14 protein-coding genes are annotated in these 14,462 nt (G+C 68.6%); 3 read left to right on the top strand and 11 right to left on the bottom strand.

What is annotated here, in order from left to right:
• Positions 1-621, top strand: a complete 621-nt coding sequence (locus ACHAA3_RS11915) for a TetR/AcrR family transcriptional regulator (RefSeq protein ID WP_435709237.1) — start codon at positions 1-3, stop codon at positions 619-621.
• Positions 622-624: 3 nt separating this feature from the next.
• On the opposite strand, the gene hisH is transcribed toward ACHAA3_RS11915, so the two are convergent.
• Genes hisH through hisD form a run of 4 tightly spaced genes read right to left on the bottom strand, consistent with a single transcriptional unit; the run spans position 625 to position 4,289 of the window.
• Positions 625-1,284, bottom strand: coding sequence for an imidazole glycerol phosphate synthase subunit HisH (hisH, locus tag ACHAA3_RS11910; RefSeq protein ID WP_435709236.1), 660 nt, complete (start codon positions 1,282-1,284; stop codon positions 625-627).
• Positions 1,285-1,291: 7 nt separating this feature from the next.
• On the bottom strand, positions 1,292-1,891 hold the full coding sequence (gene hisB / locus ACHAA3_RS11905) for an imidazoleglycerol-phosphate dehydratase HisB (RefSeq protein WP_435709235.1): 600 nt from the start codon (positions 1,889-1,891) through the stop codon (positions 1,292-1,294).
• Positions 1,888-2,979: a histidinol-phosphate transaminase gene (locus tag ACHAA3_RS11900; protein WP_435709234.1), complete on the bottom strand. Its 1,092-nt coding sequence runs from the start codon at positions 2,977-2,979 to the stop codon at positions 1,888-1,890. The genes hisB and ACHAA3_RS11900 overlap by 4 nt, the downstream gene beginning before the upstream one ends.
• Positions 2,976-4,289: a histidinol dehydrogenase gene (gene hisD, locus ACHAA3_RS11895; RefSeq protein WP_435709233.1), complete on the bottom strand. Its 1,314-nt coding sequence runs from the start codon at positions 4,287-4,289 to the stop codon at positions 2,976-2,978. The genes ACHAA3_RS11900 and hisD overlap by 4 nt, the downstream gene beginning before the upstream one ends.
• Before the next feature lie 36 nt (positions 4,290-4,325).
• Between hisD and ybaK the strand changes: the two genes are divergently transcribed.
• Positions 4,326-4,826, top strand: coding sequence for a Cys-tRNA(Pro) deacylase (gene ybaK / locus ACHAA3_RS11890; RefSeq protein WP_435709232.1), 501 nt, complete (start codon positions 4,326-4,328; stop codon positions 4,824-4,826).
• Here ybaK and ACHAA3_RS11885 read toward each other — a convergent pair.
• The 4 genes from ACHAA3_RS11885 to ACHAA3_RS11870 form a co-directional block, all read right to left on the bottom strand.
• Positions 4,775-5,326, bottom strand: coding sequence for a hypothetical protein (locus ACHAA3_RS11885; RefSeq protein ID WP_435709231.1), 552 nt, complete (start codon positions 5,324-5,326; stop codon positions 4,775-4,777). The two genes, ybaK and ACHAA3_RS11885, sit on opposite strands and share 52 nt — an antisense overlap.
• Positions 5,323-8,865: a DNA polymerase III subunit alpha gene (gene dnaE, locus ACHAA3_RS11880; RefSeq protein WP_435709230.1), complete on the bottom strand. Its 3,543-nt coding sequence runs from the start codon at positions 8,863-8,865 to the stop codon at positions 5,323-5,325. The genes ACHAA3_RS11885 and dnaE overlap by 4 nt, the downstream gene beginning before the upstream one ends.
• 115 nt (positions 8,866-8,980) lie before the next feature.
• Positions 8,981-9,880 carry an ABC transporter permease gene (locus ACHAA3_RS11875; RefSeq protein ID WP_435709229.1) on the bottom strand — a complete coding sequence of 300 codons (900 nt, stop codon included), beginning with the start codon at positions 9,878-9,880 and terminating at the stop codon, positions 8,981-8,983.
• Positions 9,877-10,872 carry an ATP-binding cassette domain-containing protein gene (locus ACHAA3_RS11870; protein ID WP_435709228.1) on the bottom strand — a complete coding sequence of 332 codons (996 nt, stop codon included), beginning with the start codon at positions 10,870-10,872 and terminating at the stop codon, positions 9,877-9,879. Before ACHAA3_RS11870 ends, ACHAA3_RS11875 begins: the two co-directional genes overlap by 4 nt.
• 85 nt (positions 10,873-10,957) lie before the next feature.
• Between ACHAA3_RS11870 and ACHAA3_RS11865 the strand changes: the two genes are divergently transcribed.
• Entirely contained in the window at positions 10,958-11,680 is a 723-nt protein-coding gene (locus ACHAA3_RS11865; protein WP_435709227.1) for a hypothetical protein, read from the top strand.
• On the opposite strand, the gene ACHAA3_RS11860 is transcribed toward ACHAA3_RS11865, so the two are convergent.
• From ACHAA3_RS11860 to lspA, 3 genes are read right to left on the bottom strand one after another with little or no spacing between them, the layout of a single operon-like run.
• Complete coding sequence (locus ACHAA3_RS11860) at positions 11,665-12,888, bottom strand: pyridoxal phosphate-dependent aminotransferase (protein ID WP_435709226.1); 1,224 nt, start codon at positions 12,886-12,888, stop codon at positions 11,665-11,667. The genes ACHAA3_RS11865 and ACHAA3_RS11860 overlap by 16 nt on opposite strands.
• 24 nt (positions 12,889-12,912) lie before the next feature.
• Entirely contained in the window at positions 12,913-13,863 is a 951-nt protein-coding gene (locus ACHAA3_RS11855) for an RluA family pseudouridine synthase (protein WP_435709225.1), read from the bottom strand.
• A complete protein-coding gene (gene lspA, locus ACHAA3_RS11850) occupies positions 13,860-14,459 on the bottom strand; it encodes a signal peptidase II (protein ID WP_435709224.1) in 600 nt (199 codons plus the stop codon). Before lspA ends, ACHAA3_RS11855 begins: the two co-directional genes overlap by 4 nt.
• Positions 14,460-14,462 lie beyond the last annotated feature (3 nt).

The raw sequence follows: 14,462 nt of genomic DNA, 5'->3' as shown, positions 1-14,462 counted from the left end.
ATGCCCAAGATCGTCGATCACGCCGAGCGCCGCCGCGAGATCGCGGCGGCCCTGTGGAGGGTCATCGCCCGCGACGGGATGACAGGTGCCAGCGCCCGGTCGGTCGCGGCCGAAGCCGGTTGGTCGCTGGGTTCGGTGCGCTACTACTTCTCGACCCAGCAGGCTCTGCTGCACTTCGCCGCCGAGGCGATGTTCGATGCCATCGGTGCTCGCGCCCGCACGATCGTGCAGGACCTGCCACCGGGCCCTGCACGATCGCGGATCCTGATCGAGCAGCTGCTCCCCCTCGACACCCAGCGCACCGGTGAGGTTCGAGCCTGGCTGGCCGTGCTCGTGGAGCCCGACGACGACCCGTTCCTCACCACCATGCGTGACACGGCGTGGCGTGACACCCGCCGTCTCTCCCGGATGGTCGTGGCCGACCAGACCGGTCAGCCCCCACCACCATCGGATGACACTGCCTGGTCCGAGCCGTTGGAAGCCGAGGCGGCCAGCCTGCACGCCTGGATCGACGGCCTCACGCTGCAGTCGATCACGGTGCCGGACCGCTTCTCGACCGACCAGCTGCAGCACGAGATCGACCGACGACTGCAGAGCATCACGGATCTGTTCAGGCCCTGAGGCTCACGCCGCGAAGGTTCCGATCCAGTTCTCCAGCAGTCGTCGCCCCGCGTCACCGGACTTCTCGGGGTGGAACTGGGTCGCCCACAACGGACCGTCCTCGACCGCCGACACGAAGCGGTCATCGCCGTAGCCCGTCCAGGTCACGGTGGCGGACGGGTGCGACGGCGGCCGGCTGAGCACCCAGTCGCGCACGCCGTAGGAGTGCACGAAGTAGAACCGTTCGTCCTTGATGCCGTCGAACATCCGTGAACCGTCGGCGGCTCCCACCGTGTTCCAGCCCATGTGCGGCACGACGGGCGCCTGCAGCCGCTCGACCGTCCCCGGCCACTCGCCGCAGCCCTCGGTCCGCACTCCGTGCTCGATGCCCGTGCCGAACAGGATCTGCATGCCCACGCAGATTCCCAGCACCGGCTTGTTCGCGATCAGGCGACGCTCGATGATTCGCATGCCGTCCACCGCGACCAGGCCGCGCATGCAGGCCTCGAACGCCCCCACACCGGGAACGAGCAGGCCATCGGCCTCCAGAGCCACGGTGGGGTCGTTGGTGAGCTCGACCTCGACGCCGGCGCGCTCGACCGCACGCACCGCCGAGCGGAGGTTGCCGGACCCGTAGTCGAGTACCGCCACGCGTGGCAGCGCGGACCCGGCGCGATTCAGCACGGCGCCACTACAGGGCGCCCTTGGTGCTGGGCACACCCGACTCGCGCGGGTCGATCGCCACGGCCTGGCGGAAGGCGCGGGCGACGGCCTTGAACTGGGCCTCGGCGATGTGGTGCGGATCGCGTCCGTCGATGAGAGTCACGTGCATCGTGACACCGGCGTGGTGCGCGATGGACTCGAGCACGTGACCGGTCAGCGACCCGGAGTACTGGCCGCCGATGATGGCGGTGATCTGCCGCTCGGGCTCGCCGGAGTGCACGAAGTACGGGCGACCGGACACGTCGACGACGGCCTGGGCCAGCGCCTCGTCGAGCGGCACCAGAGCGTCGCCGTAGCGCGTGATGCCCGACTTGTCTCCCAACGCCTCGCGCAGGGCGTCGCCGATGCAGATGGCGGTGTCCTCCACGGTGTGATGGGCGTCGATGTGCAGATCGCCCTCGGCCCGCACCGTGAGATCGATCAGCGAGTGCCGCGAGAACGCGGTGAGCATGTGGTCGTAGAAACCGACCCCGGTGGAGATGTCGTGGGAGCCGGTGCCGTCGAGGTCCAGCTCGACGACGACGTGGGACTCAGACGTCCTTCGCTCGATGCGACTGGTACGGGTCATGATGAGCTCACCTCCTGCAGGGCGCGGCGGAATGCCAAGACTTCTTCGGGCGTGCCGACGGAGACGCGCAGCCATCCGTCGGGACCAGTCTCGCGTATCAGCACTCCGCGGTCGACGAGGCCCTGCCAGACGGCGTGCCGGTCCTCGAAGCGACCGAAGAGGATGAAGTTGGCATCGGACTCCGCGACGTCGTATCCGGCCCCGGTCAACCACGCGGCGAGCTCGTCGCGGGTGACCCGCAGGTCGTCGACACGGGCCAGCAGCTCCTCGGCGTGGCCGAGCGCCGCGGTCGCGGCGGCCTGCTGCACCACCGACAAGTGATATGGCAGCCGCACGATGCGCACCGCGTCGACGATCGCCGGGTCGGCCGCGAGGTAGCCGAGTCGACCACCGGCGTAGGCGAAGGCCTTGCTCATGGTGCGAGTGACCACCAGGCAGCGGTACTCGGCCAACAGCTCGAGCGCGGTCGGCGTACCGGCACGCCGGAACTCTGCGTACGCCTCGTCGACGACCACGATGCCGGGCGCCACCTCACAGATGGCCCGCACCGTGTCCAGCGGCAGGGCGGTGCCGGTGGGGTTGTTGGGCGAGGTGAGCAGCACGACATGGGGCTGCTCGGCCACGACCAGCGCCACTGCGGCCTCGACGTCGATGCCGAAGTCCTCGCGGCGCTGTCCGGCCACCCATCGCGTGTGCGTGTTGCGCGCGTACTCGGGGTACATCGAGTAGGTGGGTGCGAAGGACACCGCCGTGCGTCCCGGTCCACCGAAGGCCTGCAGGATCTGCTGCATCACCTCGTTCGACCCGTTGGCGGCCCACACCTGCTCGACACGCACGCCCCCCTCGAGATCGCGGCCCAGGTAGTCGGCCAGGCCTTGGCGCAGCACGGTGGCCTCGCGATCGGGATAACGATTCAGGTCTGCCGCGGCCTCGGCGACTGCTCCGGCGATGGACGCGACCGTCTCGGCGCTGGGACCGTACGGGTTCTCGTTGGTGTTGAGCTGCACCGGCAGGTCCAGCTGCGGCGCGCCATAGGGTTCGGCGTCGCGCAGCTCCTCGCGCAGTGGCACCCAGTCCGGTGCACTCACCGGTCGAGCCGGACCGTCACGGCGTTGCCGTGCGAGGGCAGGTTCTCCGCGTTGGCGAGGGTCACGACGTGGCCGCCGACCTCGCGCAGCGCTGCTTCGGAGTAGGTGACGACCTGCATGTTCTTGCAGAACGCACGCACGGACAGACCCGAGGAGTGGCACGCGCACCCGGCCGTGGGCAGCACGTGGTTGGAGCCTGCGGCGTAGTCGCCCAGCGACACCGGGGTGAACGGCCCCACGAAGATCGCCCCCGCGTTCACGATGCGCGCCGCCACGCCTGCGGCGTCGGCGGTCTGGATCTCGAGGTGCTCGGCGGCGTAGGCGTTGGCGACCGCGACGGCCTGGTCGAGATCGCGCACCAGCACGGTCGCCGACTGCCGACCGCTCAGCGCGGTCCGGATCCGCTCGACGTGCGGTGCTGCGTCGACCAGCTCGGTGAGCGCGTCGTCCACGCGGGCCGCCAGATCCTCGCTGTTCGTGATCAGGACCGATGCGGCCATGGGGTCGTGCTCGGCCTGGCTGACCAGGTCCGCCGCGACGAACTCGGCGTCCGCGGTGTCGTCAGCGATCACGGCGATCTCGGTGGGACCGGCCTCGCTGTCGATCGCGATCGTGCCGGCGAGGTGACGCTTGGCCGCGGCCACGTAGATGTTGCCCGGCCCCGTGACGAGATTGACCGGCCGACACTCCCCCGCGCCGTAGGCGAGCATCGCGATGGCCTGGGCGCCGCCGGCGGCGTAGACCTCATCGATGCCCAGCAGCGCGCAGGCCGCCAGGATCGACGGGTGTGGCAGTCCGCCGTGGTCCTTGGACGGCGGACTGGACAGCGCAATGCCCTGCACACCCGCGACCTGCGCGGGGACTGCGTTCATCACGACCGAGCTCAGCAGGGGCGCGAGGCCGCCGGGCACGTACAGACCCACCCGCTGCATCGGCACGATGCGCCGCTCGACGGTGGCTCCATCGGCCGTCCGGGTCATGACGCTGCTCTCCAGCTCGGCCTCCGACGTCTGCCGCAACCGGCGGATCGACTCGGTCAGGCCGGCGCGGATCGCCGGATCGAGCTCGGCCAGAGCCGTGGCCAGAGCCTGCTGTGGAACGCGGAGGGTCTGGGGGCGCACGCCGTCGAATCGCTCCCCCGCATCGAGTACGGCTTCGACCCCACGCTGGCGCACGTCCTCACAGATCGGGCGCACGGCGGCGAGGGCGGAGTCGACATCGACCTCGGCCCTTGGCACGGCACTGCCGTAGGCGGTCGCCCACTCCTCGGGTGCCGGATCGAGGGACCGCAGGTCAAGACGTCGCATCACGAGGATCAGTCTACGAAAGACCGCTACGGTATCGGCGTGGCCACTCGCAAGCCGCCGCGCGCCGCGGCTCCCACCCCGGCGTTCGCCGCCCTGCAGCGAGCCGACGTGCCGCACACGACCCACACCTACACGCACGATCCGCGGTCGGACGGCTACGGCGTCGAGGCTGCTGCGGCACTCGACGTCTCACCGGAGCGCGTGCTCAAGACGCTGATGGTGCAGGTCGACGGCGCTGACCCGGTGGCCGCGCTGGTTCCCGTCACCACACAGCTGGACCTGAAGGCCGTGGCGGCCGCGCTGGGCGGCAAGCGAGCGCAGATGGCCGATCCGCAGATGGCGCAGCGAGCCACCGGGTACGTGCTGGGCGGCATCTCACCGTTCGGGCAGCGCCAACCCCACCGCACCGTGGTGGACTCGAGCGCCCTGAGCCACGCCACGGTGTTCGTCTCCGGCGGGCGGCGAGGTCTGGAGATCGAGCTGTCGCCTCAGGACCTGGTGTCGACGACCGGAGCCGTGGCCGCCTCGGTCTCGTCCTGATCCTCGTCCAGACCGGTCTGGCCCCAGGTACCGAGCAGAACTCCGACCAGTGCGGCGATGGGCCACACCAGGAACGGGGCGATGCCGTCGACGCGGAGCTCGTCGGGAACCCGGTCGCCCAGGGCCAGACCGGTCACAGACTCGGGCGGCGGAGGCCCCAGCAGCATGCCCACCTGCCAGGCCACCACCCCGGCCAGGGTGGAGCCGACGGCCACGCTGGCGACCAGCAACCACCCGCCGTGGCGTGCCAGCAGGGTCATCGCGGCCGCCCACAGCAGGGCGGCGATCACGCCGATCAGGGTGAAGACCACGATCACCGAGAACTGTCCGCGTGAGGCGTCCTCGGTCAGGACGATGCCGGTCTCCCGGACCTCCCAGCGTGCCGGATCGGCCAACTGGGCCCACACGACGCCGCTGACGATGCCGAGCAGACCTGCGGAGATCGAGATCAGGAGCCACCGCACCTCGTTGACACGACGGGCCCCGGACGCCCGCGTCATGCCAGGCAACCCGGGCCGAGCAGCTCCTTGAGGTCGGCCACCAGGGCCGAGGACTGCGAGACCCGCAGGCCCGCATCGAGTCGCATGGTCTTGACGCCGCTGTTGCTGTGCAGCCGCAGGTGCACCTCCGACCCGCCCGGGTGCGCGGCGAGGATCTGCTTGAACGAGCCGACGGTGTCGGTGGTGCACCGCGCCACCGGCATGGTCACCACGACGGGTGCGTCGGCCCGTGCGGTGTCGATGGGCGGCAAGGTGATCTCGGTGGCGTGCAGGTCGAGCCCGTCGTCCTTGCTGCGGACCCGCATCTTGACCACGACGATGGCGTCGTTGACGAGGGCCGGACCAGCGAGCTCGTAGACCGCCGGGAAGACCATGACCTGCACGGCTCCCTCGAGGTCCTCGACCGTGATGGACGCCCACGTCTTGCCCGCCTTGGACATGCGCCGCTGGACGCCGGTGATGAGGCCGCAGATCTTGACGGTGGCGCCGTCGCGGTCGGTGTCGGAGAGCAGCTCGCCGATCGTGGTGTCGCTGGCGGCCCGCAGCACGTGCTCGAGGCCGAGCAGCGGGTGGTCCGACACGTAGAGGCCGAGCATGTCCCGCTCGAGCGAGAGCAGCTGGGACTTCTCCCACTCCGGCATCACCGGCACCCGCACCGTGACACCGGTGAAGCCGTCGTCGAGGCCACCGAACAGCGAGTCCTGGCCGATCGCGGCGCTGCGCTTGAGGTCGATGTACTGATCCACCGCCTCCTCGGCGACCGTCGTGAGCGCTCGTCGCTGGTGGCCCATCGAGTCGTAGGCGCCGGCCTTGATCAGCGAGTCGACGACCCGCTTGTTGCACACGTGCAGCGGCACCTTGTCCATGAAGTCGGTGAAGTCGGTGAACGCACCCTTGGCCTCGCGGGCCGCCACGATGCCGGCGACCACGTTCTCGCCGACGTTGCGGATCGCGCCCATGCCGAAACGGATGTCGGTCCCGACCGACGCGAAGTTGGAGATCGACTCGTTGACGTCCGGTGGCAGCACCTGGATGCCCATGCGCCGGCACTCGTTGAGGTAGATGGCCGACTTGTCCTTGTCACCGCGCGTGCTGGTCAGCAGGGCCGCCATGTACTCGGCCGGGTAGTTGGCCTTGAGGTATGCGGTCCAGTACGAGATGACGCCGTAGGCCGCGGAGTGCGCCTTGTTGAACGCGTAGTCCGAGAAGGGCAGCAGGACGTCCCACAGCTGCGTGATGGCCTGCTGGGAGTAGCCGCGCTCGAGCATGCCGCCCTGGAATCCGGCGTACTGCTTGTCGAGCTCGGACTTCTTCTTCTTGCCCATCGCGCGCCGCAGCATGTCGGCCTGACCGAGGCTGAACCCGGCGAGCACCTGGGCGATCTCCATCACCTGCTCCTGGTACACGATCAGGCCGTAGGTCTCACCGAGGACGGTCTCCAGGGGCTTCTCGAGCTCGGGATGGATGGGCTCGATGGGCTCGCGGCCGTTCTTGCGACGCGCGTACTTGTTGTGCGAGTCCGCGCCCATGGGACCGGGCCGGTAGAGCGCGCCGACGGCCGAGATGTCCTCGAAGGAGTCGGGTTTCATGCTGCGCAGCAGCGCACGCATGGGTCCGCCGTCGAGCTGGAACACCCCGAGGGTGTCGCCGCGCGAGAGGAGCTCGAAGGTGACCGGGTCGTCGAAGGTGAGGTCCTCGAGCACCAGCTCGATACCGCGGTTGCGCGAGATGTTGTCGAGCGCGTCGTCGAGCACCGTGAGGTTGCGCAGCCCCAGGAAGTCCATCTTGACCAGCCCGAGCGCCTCGCACATCGGGTAGTCGAACTGGGTGATGATCGCGCCGTCGGCCTCGCGCTTCATGATCGGCACGATGTCGATGAGCGGGTCGCTGCTCATGATGACACCGGCCGCGTGCACACCGGCCTGGCGGATCTGGCCCTCCAGGCCGAGCGCCGTGTCGTAGATCTTGCGGACCTCGGGGTCGGAGTCGTGCAGCTCGCGGAACTCCTTGCCGTCGCCGTAGCGGTCGCCGGAGGAGTCGAACATCTTCGACAGGGCCACGCCCTTGCCCATCACGTCGGCGGGCAACGCCTTGGTGATCTTCTCGCCCATGCCGAACGGGTAGTCGAGCACCCGGTTGGCGTCCTTGATGGCCGCCTTGGCCTTGAGGCGACCGAAGGTGGCGATCATGGCGACACGCTCGGCGCCGTACTTGTCCGAGACGTAGCGGATGACCTCGGCGCGACGCCGCTCGTCAAAATCGATGTCGAAGTCGGGCATCGACGGGCGCTCGGGGTTGAGGAAGCGCTCGAAGATCAGGCCGTGCGTCAGGGGGCACAGGTCGGTGATGCGCAGGGCGTAGGCGGCGATCGAGCCGGCACCTGATCCACGGCCGGGGCCGACGCGGATGCCGTTGTCCTTGGACCAGCCGATGAAGTCGGCCACCACCAGGAAGTAGCCGCAGTAGCCCTTGGCACGCACGACGTCGAGCTCCATCTCGACGCGGGCGCGGACGGTGTCGGTGAGCTTGTCGCCGGGATAGCGCGACTCGATGCCGCGCCAGACCTCGCGGGCGAACCAGCTCTCCTCGGTCTCCCCGGCCGGGATGTCGGCCTTGGCCATGTAGCCGCCGGTGGACTCGGTGAAGTCCATGTCGCAGCGTTCGGCGATCAGGAGCGTGTTGTCGCACGCCTCCTTCATGCCGTTGGTGTCCTCCCACAGCGCACGCATCTCGGCCGCAGACTTGATGTAGTAGCCGCCACCGTCGAACTTGAGACGCTTGGGGTCGGACAGCGTCTTGCCCGAGGCGACACAGATCAGCGCATCCTGGGCGTCGGCGTCCTCGGGTGCGTTGTAGTGCGAGTCGTTGGTCGCGACCGGCGGGATGTCGAGCTCACGGCCGAGCCTGAGCAGGTCGTCGCGTACGACCTTCTCGATCGCGATGTCGTGATCCATCAGCTCGAGGAAGAAGTTCTCGCGGCCGAAGATCTCCTGCAGCTCACCGGCGGCGCGCTTGGCCTCGTCGTACTGGCGCAGGCGCAGACGCGTCTGGATCTCACCGGACGGGCAGCCGGTGGTGGCGATGATGCCCGATGAGTACCGGTGCAACAGCTCACGGTCGATGCGCGGCTTGTAGTAGAACCCCTCGAGGCTGGAGTACGAGGACAGCCGGAACAGGTTGTGCATGCCCTCGGTGGAGTGCGCCAGCATGGTCATGTGGGTGTACGCGCCACCGCCGGCGACGTCGTTGCCGCCCTCCTCGCTGGCATCGCCCTTGCCCCACCGGACGCGCTTGCGCTCCGAGCGGTGCGTGCCCGGCGTGACGTACGCCTCCATGCCGATGATCGGCTTGATGTCGTGGGCGCGCGCCTTCTTCCAAAAATCGAACGCACCGTGCACGTTGCCGTGATCGGTCATGGCGATGGCGGGCATCTGCAGGTCCGCGGTGCGTTCGAACAACCCGTCGAGCAGGGAGGCGCCGTCGAGCATCGAGTACTCGGTGTGGACGTGCAGATGCACGAAGGACGAGTCACTCGCCATTGCTGGGATGGCCTCCTGAGAAGGGGGTGGAATCGGGGAAGAGTGTCAGCGTACGTCAGTGGACCGAGGCTCTGAGGCGGCACGCCGCGACGCCCCGGACCACCCGGCAACGGACCTACTTGCTGCTGGCCCGCTGGTACTGGCGCACGGACAGCGGCAGGAAGATCGCGACGATGGCGAGGCTGCACAAGGCGGTGTAGAGCACCGGGTTCTGCAGGGCCCACGACCCCGGGGGTGGACCGTCGGTCGCGACGTTGCCGAACAGCTCGCGACAGGCCTGGGTCAGGGTGGAGACCGGGTTCCACTCGACGAACTGGCGCAACCCGGTCGGGAACGACTCGGTCGGCACGAAGGCGTTGGACACGAAGGTCAGCGGCATGATGACGATGAACGAGGCGTTGTTGATGACGTCGACGCTCGGCACGATGAGGCCGACCCAGGCCATGATCCAGCTGACCGCGTACGCGAACAGCAGCAGCAGCAAGAACGCGATGGTCGCGTCGAAGATGCCCTCGCGGATGCGCCATCCCACCAGCAGTCCGGTCAGCGCCATGATGATCAGACTCAGGACGTTGTAGATGACGTCGGACGTGGTGCGCCCGACCAGCACCGCCGAATTCGACATCGGCAACGACCGGAACCGGTCGATGATGCCCTTCTGCATGTCCTCGGCCAGACCCACTCCCGTGAACGTGGCGCCGAAGACGACGGTCTGCGCGAAGATGCCCGGGACGAGAAACTCGCGATAGTTGACTTCGCCGGGCACGGAGATGGCGCCGCCGAACACGAACGCGAACAGCAGCACGAACATGATGGGCGAGACCAGCACGAAGACCAGGATCTCGGGGACCCGGATGATCTTGATGACGTTGCGCTTGGCCACGACCCAGCCGTCACTGGCGACCTTGGCCAGTCCGGTGACCGCCTCGGTACTGACCTGCGGCGACGACGCCGGGGGTCTGACCTGCCGCGAGGACGATGGCTGCGTGGTCGGATCGGGCTCGGTGCTGGTCATGACGCCTCCTGGTCGGCGGATGGTGAGTCTGCATCGGACGGATCGTCCTCAGCCTGGGCCGCGCGGCCGGTCAGGGTGAGGAAGACGTCGTCGAGGGTGGGCCGGCGCAAGCCGATGTCGAGCACGCTGATGGCCGATTGTTCGAGGTCGGCGAGCACGCGCATGAGCTGGGTGGTGCCGCCGTCCACGCCGGCGGTGAGAGTTCGCCCGTTCGCCTCGACCCGGATGTCGCCGGTGGCGACCTTGCCGAGGATCACCTGCGCCTGCTCGCGATGAGCGGCGTCGACCAGGACGAGCTCGATGCGCTCGCCACCGGTCTGCGCCTTGAGGTGATCGGCGGTGCCCTGCGCAATGGCCCGGCCGTGGTCGATGACCACGATGTCGTCGGCCAGCAGGTCGGCCTCCTCGAGGTACTGGGTGGTGAGCAGCAGCGTGGAGCCCGACGACACGAGGTCGCGGATCACGTCCCACATCTGCTGCCTGCTGCGGACGTCGAGCCCTGTGGTGGGCTCGTCGAGGATCAGGACCGGCGGCGAGGCCACCAGCGCTCCCGCGAGGTCGAGGCGGCGGCGCATGCCGCCTGAGTAGGTCTTGGACGGGCGGTCGCCGGCGTCGGACAGCCCGAACCGTTCGAGCAGCTCGCGTGCGCGGCGCGACGACTGGGCTCGGCCGAGTCCGTACAACCGGCCCACCATGTCGAGGTTCTCGTAACCGGTGAGGTACTCATCGACCGCGGCGTACTGGCCGGACAGGCCGATGTTGCGGCGCACGCCCTCGGGGTCCGTGCGCACGTCGATGCCGGCGATGGTGGCGCTGCCCTCGTCGGCCAGGAGCAACGTGGCCAGGATCCGGACGGCCGTGGTCTTGCCCGCTCCGTTGGGACCGAGCAACCCCAGGACGGTGCCCTCGGGCACCGTGAGATCGAGGTTCGAGAGCGCCTCGAGCTCCTTGTACCTCTTGACGAGGCCCGTGGCCTTGATCATGTCGGTCATGCCGTGCCTTTCGGTGAATCGGACGTGTGGAGATCATCATGGCCGAGCCCACCGACACAATTTACTGCCGGACCTCGAACCGCAGGTGAATTCTGCCCTCTCGGCCGATCTGCTGGCCGATGCGCACGGCAACCTCGACCAGCTGCGCTCACGATGGGGTCAGGCTCGACACGAGCTGCGGGCGGCCCTCGAGGGCGAGCAGGGCAAGCGCGATGCCAAGAAGTCGGCCGACCAGGACGGCAATCAAGGCGGTCAGGTCCAGGAGGGCGCCACGCTGGTGGACGGCGAAGTGGACCGGGCCATGACCCAGTACCGCCACCAGGTCGATGCGCTGCTCGATGAGCTGACCGAGTCGATGCGCCGCGTCCACCGCGCGGACGAGGACATGGCCGAGCACCTGCCGCGTCGGGACAAGAGCGTACTGGCCGCAGAGGCCGTCGACCTCGACGGCAACGCGGGAGACCAGCCGAGCATCATCTCCGGTCCCGAGGACATCCGAATGGTCGCCCAGGACGTGCGCGACGCCGCCCAGTCCATCGATCAGGTCGCAGACCAGCTGCGCGAGATCCGCCTGGGCATCCGGGAAGGGCGGATGCTGCCCGACGACGAGCGGGTCGGCAGCAGCGACGGCTTCGAGCGCACCTGGACCCAGCACTTCGACGAGCTGCGCGAGACCCTCGACCACGCACGCCGCGCGGGTGTGGAGGTTGCGGACCGGCTGGCCGAGATCGACCAGAACGGGCTCGCGCGACGTGCGTCGATCTGGCCGAGGCGGCGGTTCCTGAGGCCCGCTCAGGTCTGCTCGTAGCTGGACAGAAAGTTGCCCAGCCGGCCGATCGCCTCGGCCAGGTCGCGCGACCACGGCAGCGTGACGATGCGCAGGTGGTCCGGGTCTGGCCAGTTGAAGCCGGTGCCCTGGGTGATGAGGATCTTCTCGGACTCCAGGAGGTCGAGCGCGAGCTGCTGGTCGTCCTTGATCGGATACACCTCCGGGTCGAGCCGCGGGAACACGTACAGCGCTCCCTTGGGTTGCACCACGCTGACTCCGGGGATCTTGCGCAGCTCGGTCACCGCGGTGTCGCGCTGCTCGATCAGGCGACCGCCTGGCAGGACCAGCTCATTGATCGACTGGTATCCGCCGAGCGCCACCTGGATGGCGTTCTGGGCCGGCACGTTGGGACACAACCGCATCGAGCACAGCAGCGTGATGCCCTCGAGATAGTCGCGGGCCCGCTCTATGGGGCCGGTCAGCACCAGCCAGGCTGCTCGGTAGCCGCAGACGCGGTAGGCCTTGGACAGGCCGTTGAAGGTCAGGGTCAGCACGTCGGGTGCGATGCTGGCCATCGAGATGTGCTCGGCGTCGTCGTACAGGATCTTGTCGTAGATCTCGTCGGCCATGACGATCAGGTCGTGCTTGCGGGCCAGCTCGGCGATCGCCACCAGCGTCTCGCGCGAGTACACGGCGCCCGTCGGGTTGTTGGGGTTGATCACCACGATGACGCGGGTGCGGTCGGTGATCTTGGACTCCAGGTCGGCCAGATCGGGGTTCCACTCGTTGTCCTCGTCGCACCGGTAGTGCACCGGGACTCCCCCGGCGAGGTTCGTGACCGCGGTCCACAACGGGTAGTCGGGCACCGGGATCAGGACTTCTTCGCCGTTGTCCAGCAGGGCCTGCAGCGCGATCTGGATCAGTTCGGAGACACCGTTGCCGATCCACACGTCGTCGATGTCGATGCGGGGGAACTCCGGCTGAAGCTGGTAGTGGTGCACGACGGCACGTCGGGCGGACTGGATGCCGCGCGAGTCCGAGTAGCCCGCCGAGGCCGGCAGCCCGGCGATCATGTCCTGCAGGATCTCGGCCGGGGCGTCGAATCCGAAGGGTTGCGGGTTGCCGATGTTGAGCTTGAGGATGCGGTGACCCTCGGCCTCGAGGGCGTTGGCGCGAGCGGCGACGGGACCTCGGATGTCGTACAACACATCTCTGAGCTTCTCGGACTGACGCACCACGGGAATCATGTGCGACATCTTCCCATCTGTGGCTCAGGGAGTGCGGACGACCTCCAGGGCAGCGACGAGATCGTCGGGATACGCAGAGGAGTAGGTGACCCACTCGCCCGACCTCGGATGCGTGAAGCCCAGCCCCTTGGCGTGCAACCACTGCCGTTGCAGACCGACCCGGTCGGCCAGGGACGGATCGGCCCCGTACATGAGGTCGCCGACGCACGGATGGTGCAGCGCGCTCATGTGGACGCGGATCTGATGGGTGCGGCCCGTCTCAAGCTTGATCGTCAGCAGGCTCGCGAACCGGTGGGCCTCGAGCGTCTCGTAGTGGGTGATGCTCGCTCGCCCGCCGGCCTTGACCGTGAACTTGAAGTCGTGCCTGGGGTGCCGCGCGATGGGCGCGTCGACCGTGCCGGTGTGCGGATCGGGATGGCCCTGCACCAACGCGTGGTACGTCTTGTCGACGACCCGGTCGCGGAAGGCCTGCTTGAGCACGGTGTACGCGTGCTCGGACTTGGCGACCGTCATCAGCCCGCTGGTGCCGACGTCGAGACGGTGCACGATGCCCCGGCGCTCGGCTGCGCCCGACGTGGAGATGCGCACGCCCGCGCCGGCCAGGTGGTCCAGCACCGTCGGTCCGCTCCAGCCCACGCTCGGGTGAGCCGCCACGCCGACCGGCTTGTCGACCACGACGATGTCCTCGTCCTGGTGCACGATCTGCATGCCCTCGACCTCGTGGGCCACGACCGTCGCGGTGCGGGGCGCCGGGATGGTGGCCTCGAGCAGGGCCCCGGACTCCACGCGCTCGGACTTCGCCGGGGTGGAGCCATCCAGCAGCACGTGTCCGCCCGAGACCAGCTCGCTGGCCCGGGTGCGTGAAAGTCCCAGCAACCGGGCCACGGCGCTGTCGACCCGCTCGCCGGCCAGCCCCTCCGGAACGTGGAACACCTTCTGCTCCAGAGGGGTGGAGTCGTCGGTCGATGAGCTCATCGGGTCTCCTTGGTGCCGTCGATGGCCACGCCACGGACCGTGCGCCACACGATCACGACGGCAGCCACTGTGAGGGCGATGTCGGCGACGTTTCCGACGAACGGTCCGTAGTCGATGAAGTCGACGACCTGACCACGCAGCGGTTCGGGCTCACGGAACAGGCGATCGACCAGGTTGCCGACCGCACCGGCCAGCAGCAGGCCGAGGCCCACTGCCCAGCCGCGGTCGCGCAGCCGAGCGGCCATGCGGACCACGACGGCGGCGACCACGATCGCGATCAGTGTCAGCACGATGGTCATCGATGAGCCCTGCCCGAACGCGGCACCCGGATTGCGCAGGAACGTCAGGTCCAGGAGACCGGGGATCAGCGTCGATGAGGGTTCGCCCTCGAGGAACTCGACCGCGAGCACCTTGGTGACCTGATCGATCACCAGCACCACGGTTGCCACGACGACAAACAGGCGCACGGCACTGTTCGGGGCGGCACTGCGCGGGGCGGCCGACGACTCGGTGGGTTCGGTGATGGCGGGTTCTCCCTGCGGACTCAGTGGTGCTCCCCACGCATCCTGCGTGGCGATACCCCTCCATCGTCCCATGCT

The sequence above is a fragment of the Aeromicrobium sp. CF3.5 genome (genome assembly GCF_051262695.1).
Lineage (GTDB): Bacteria > Actinomycetota > Actinomycetes > Propionibacteriales > Nocardioidaceae > Aeromicrobium.
This window is presented reverse-complemented; position numbering and strand designations above follow the sequence as displayed.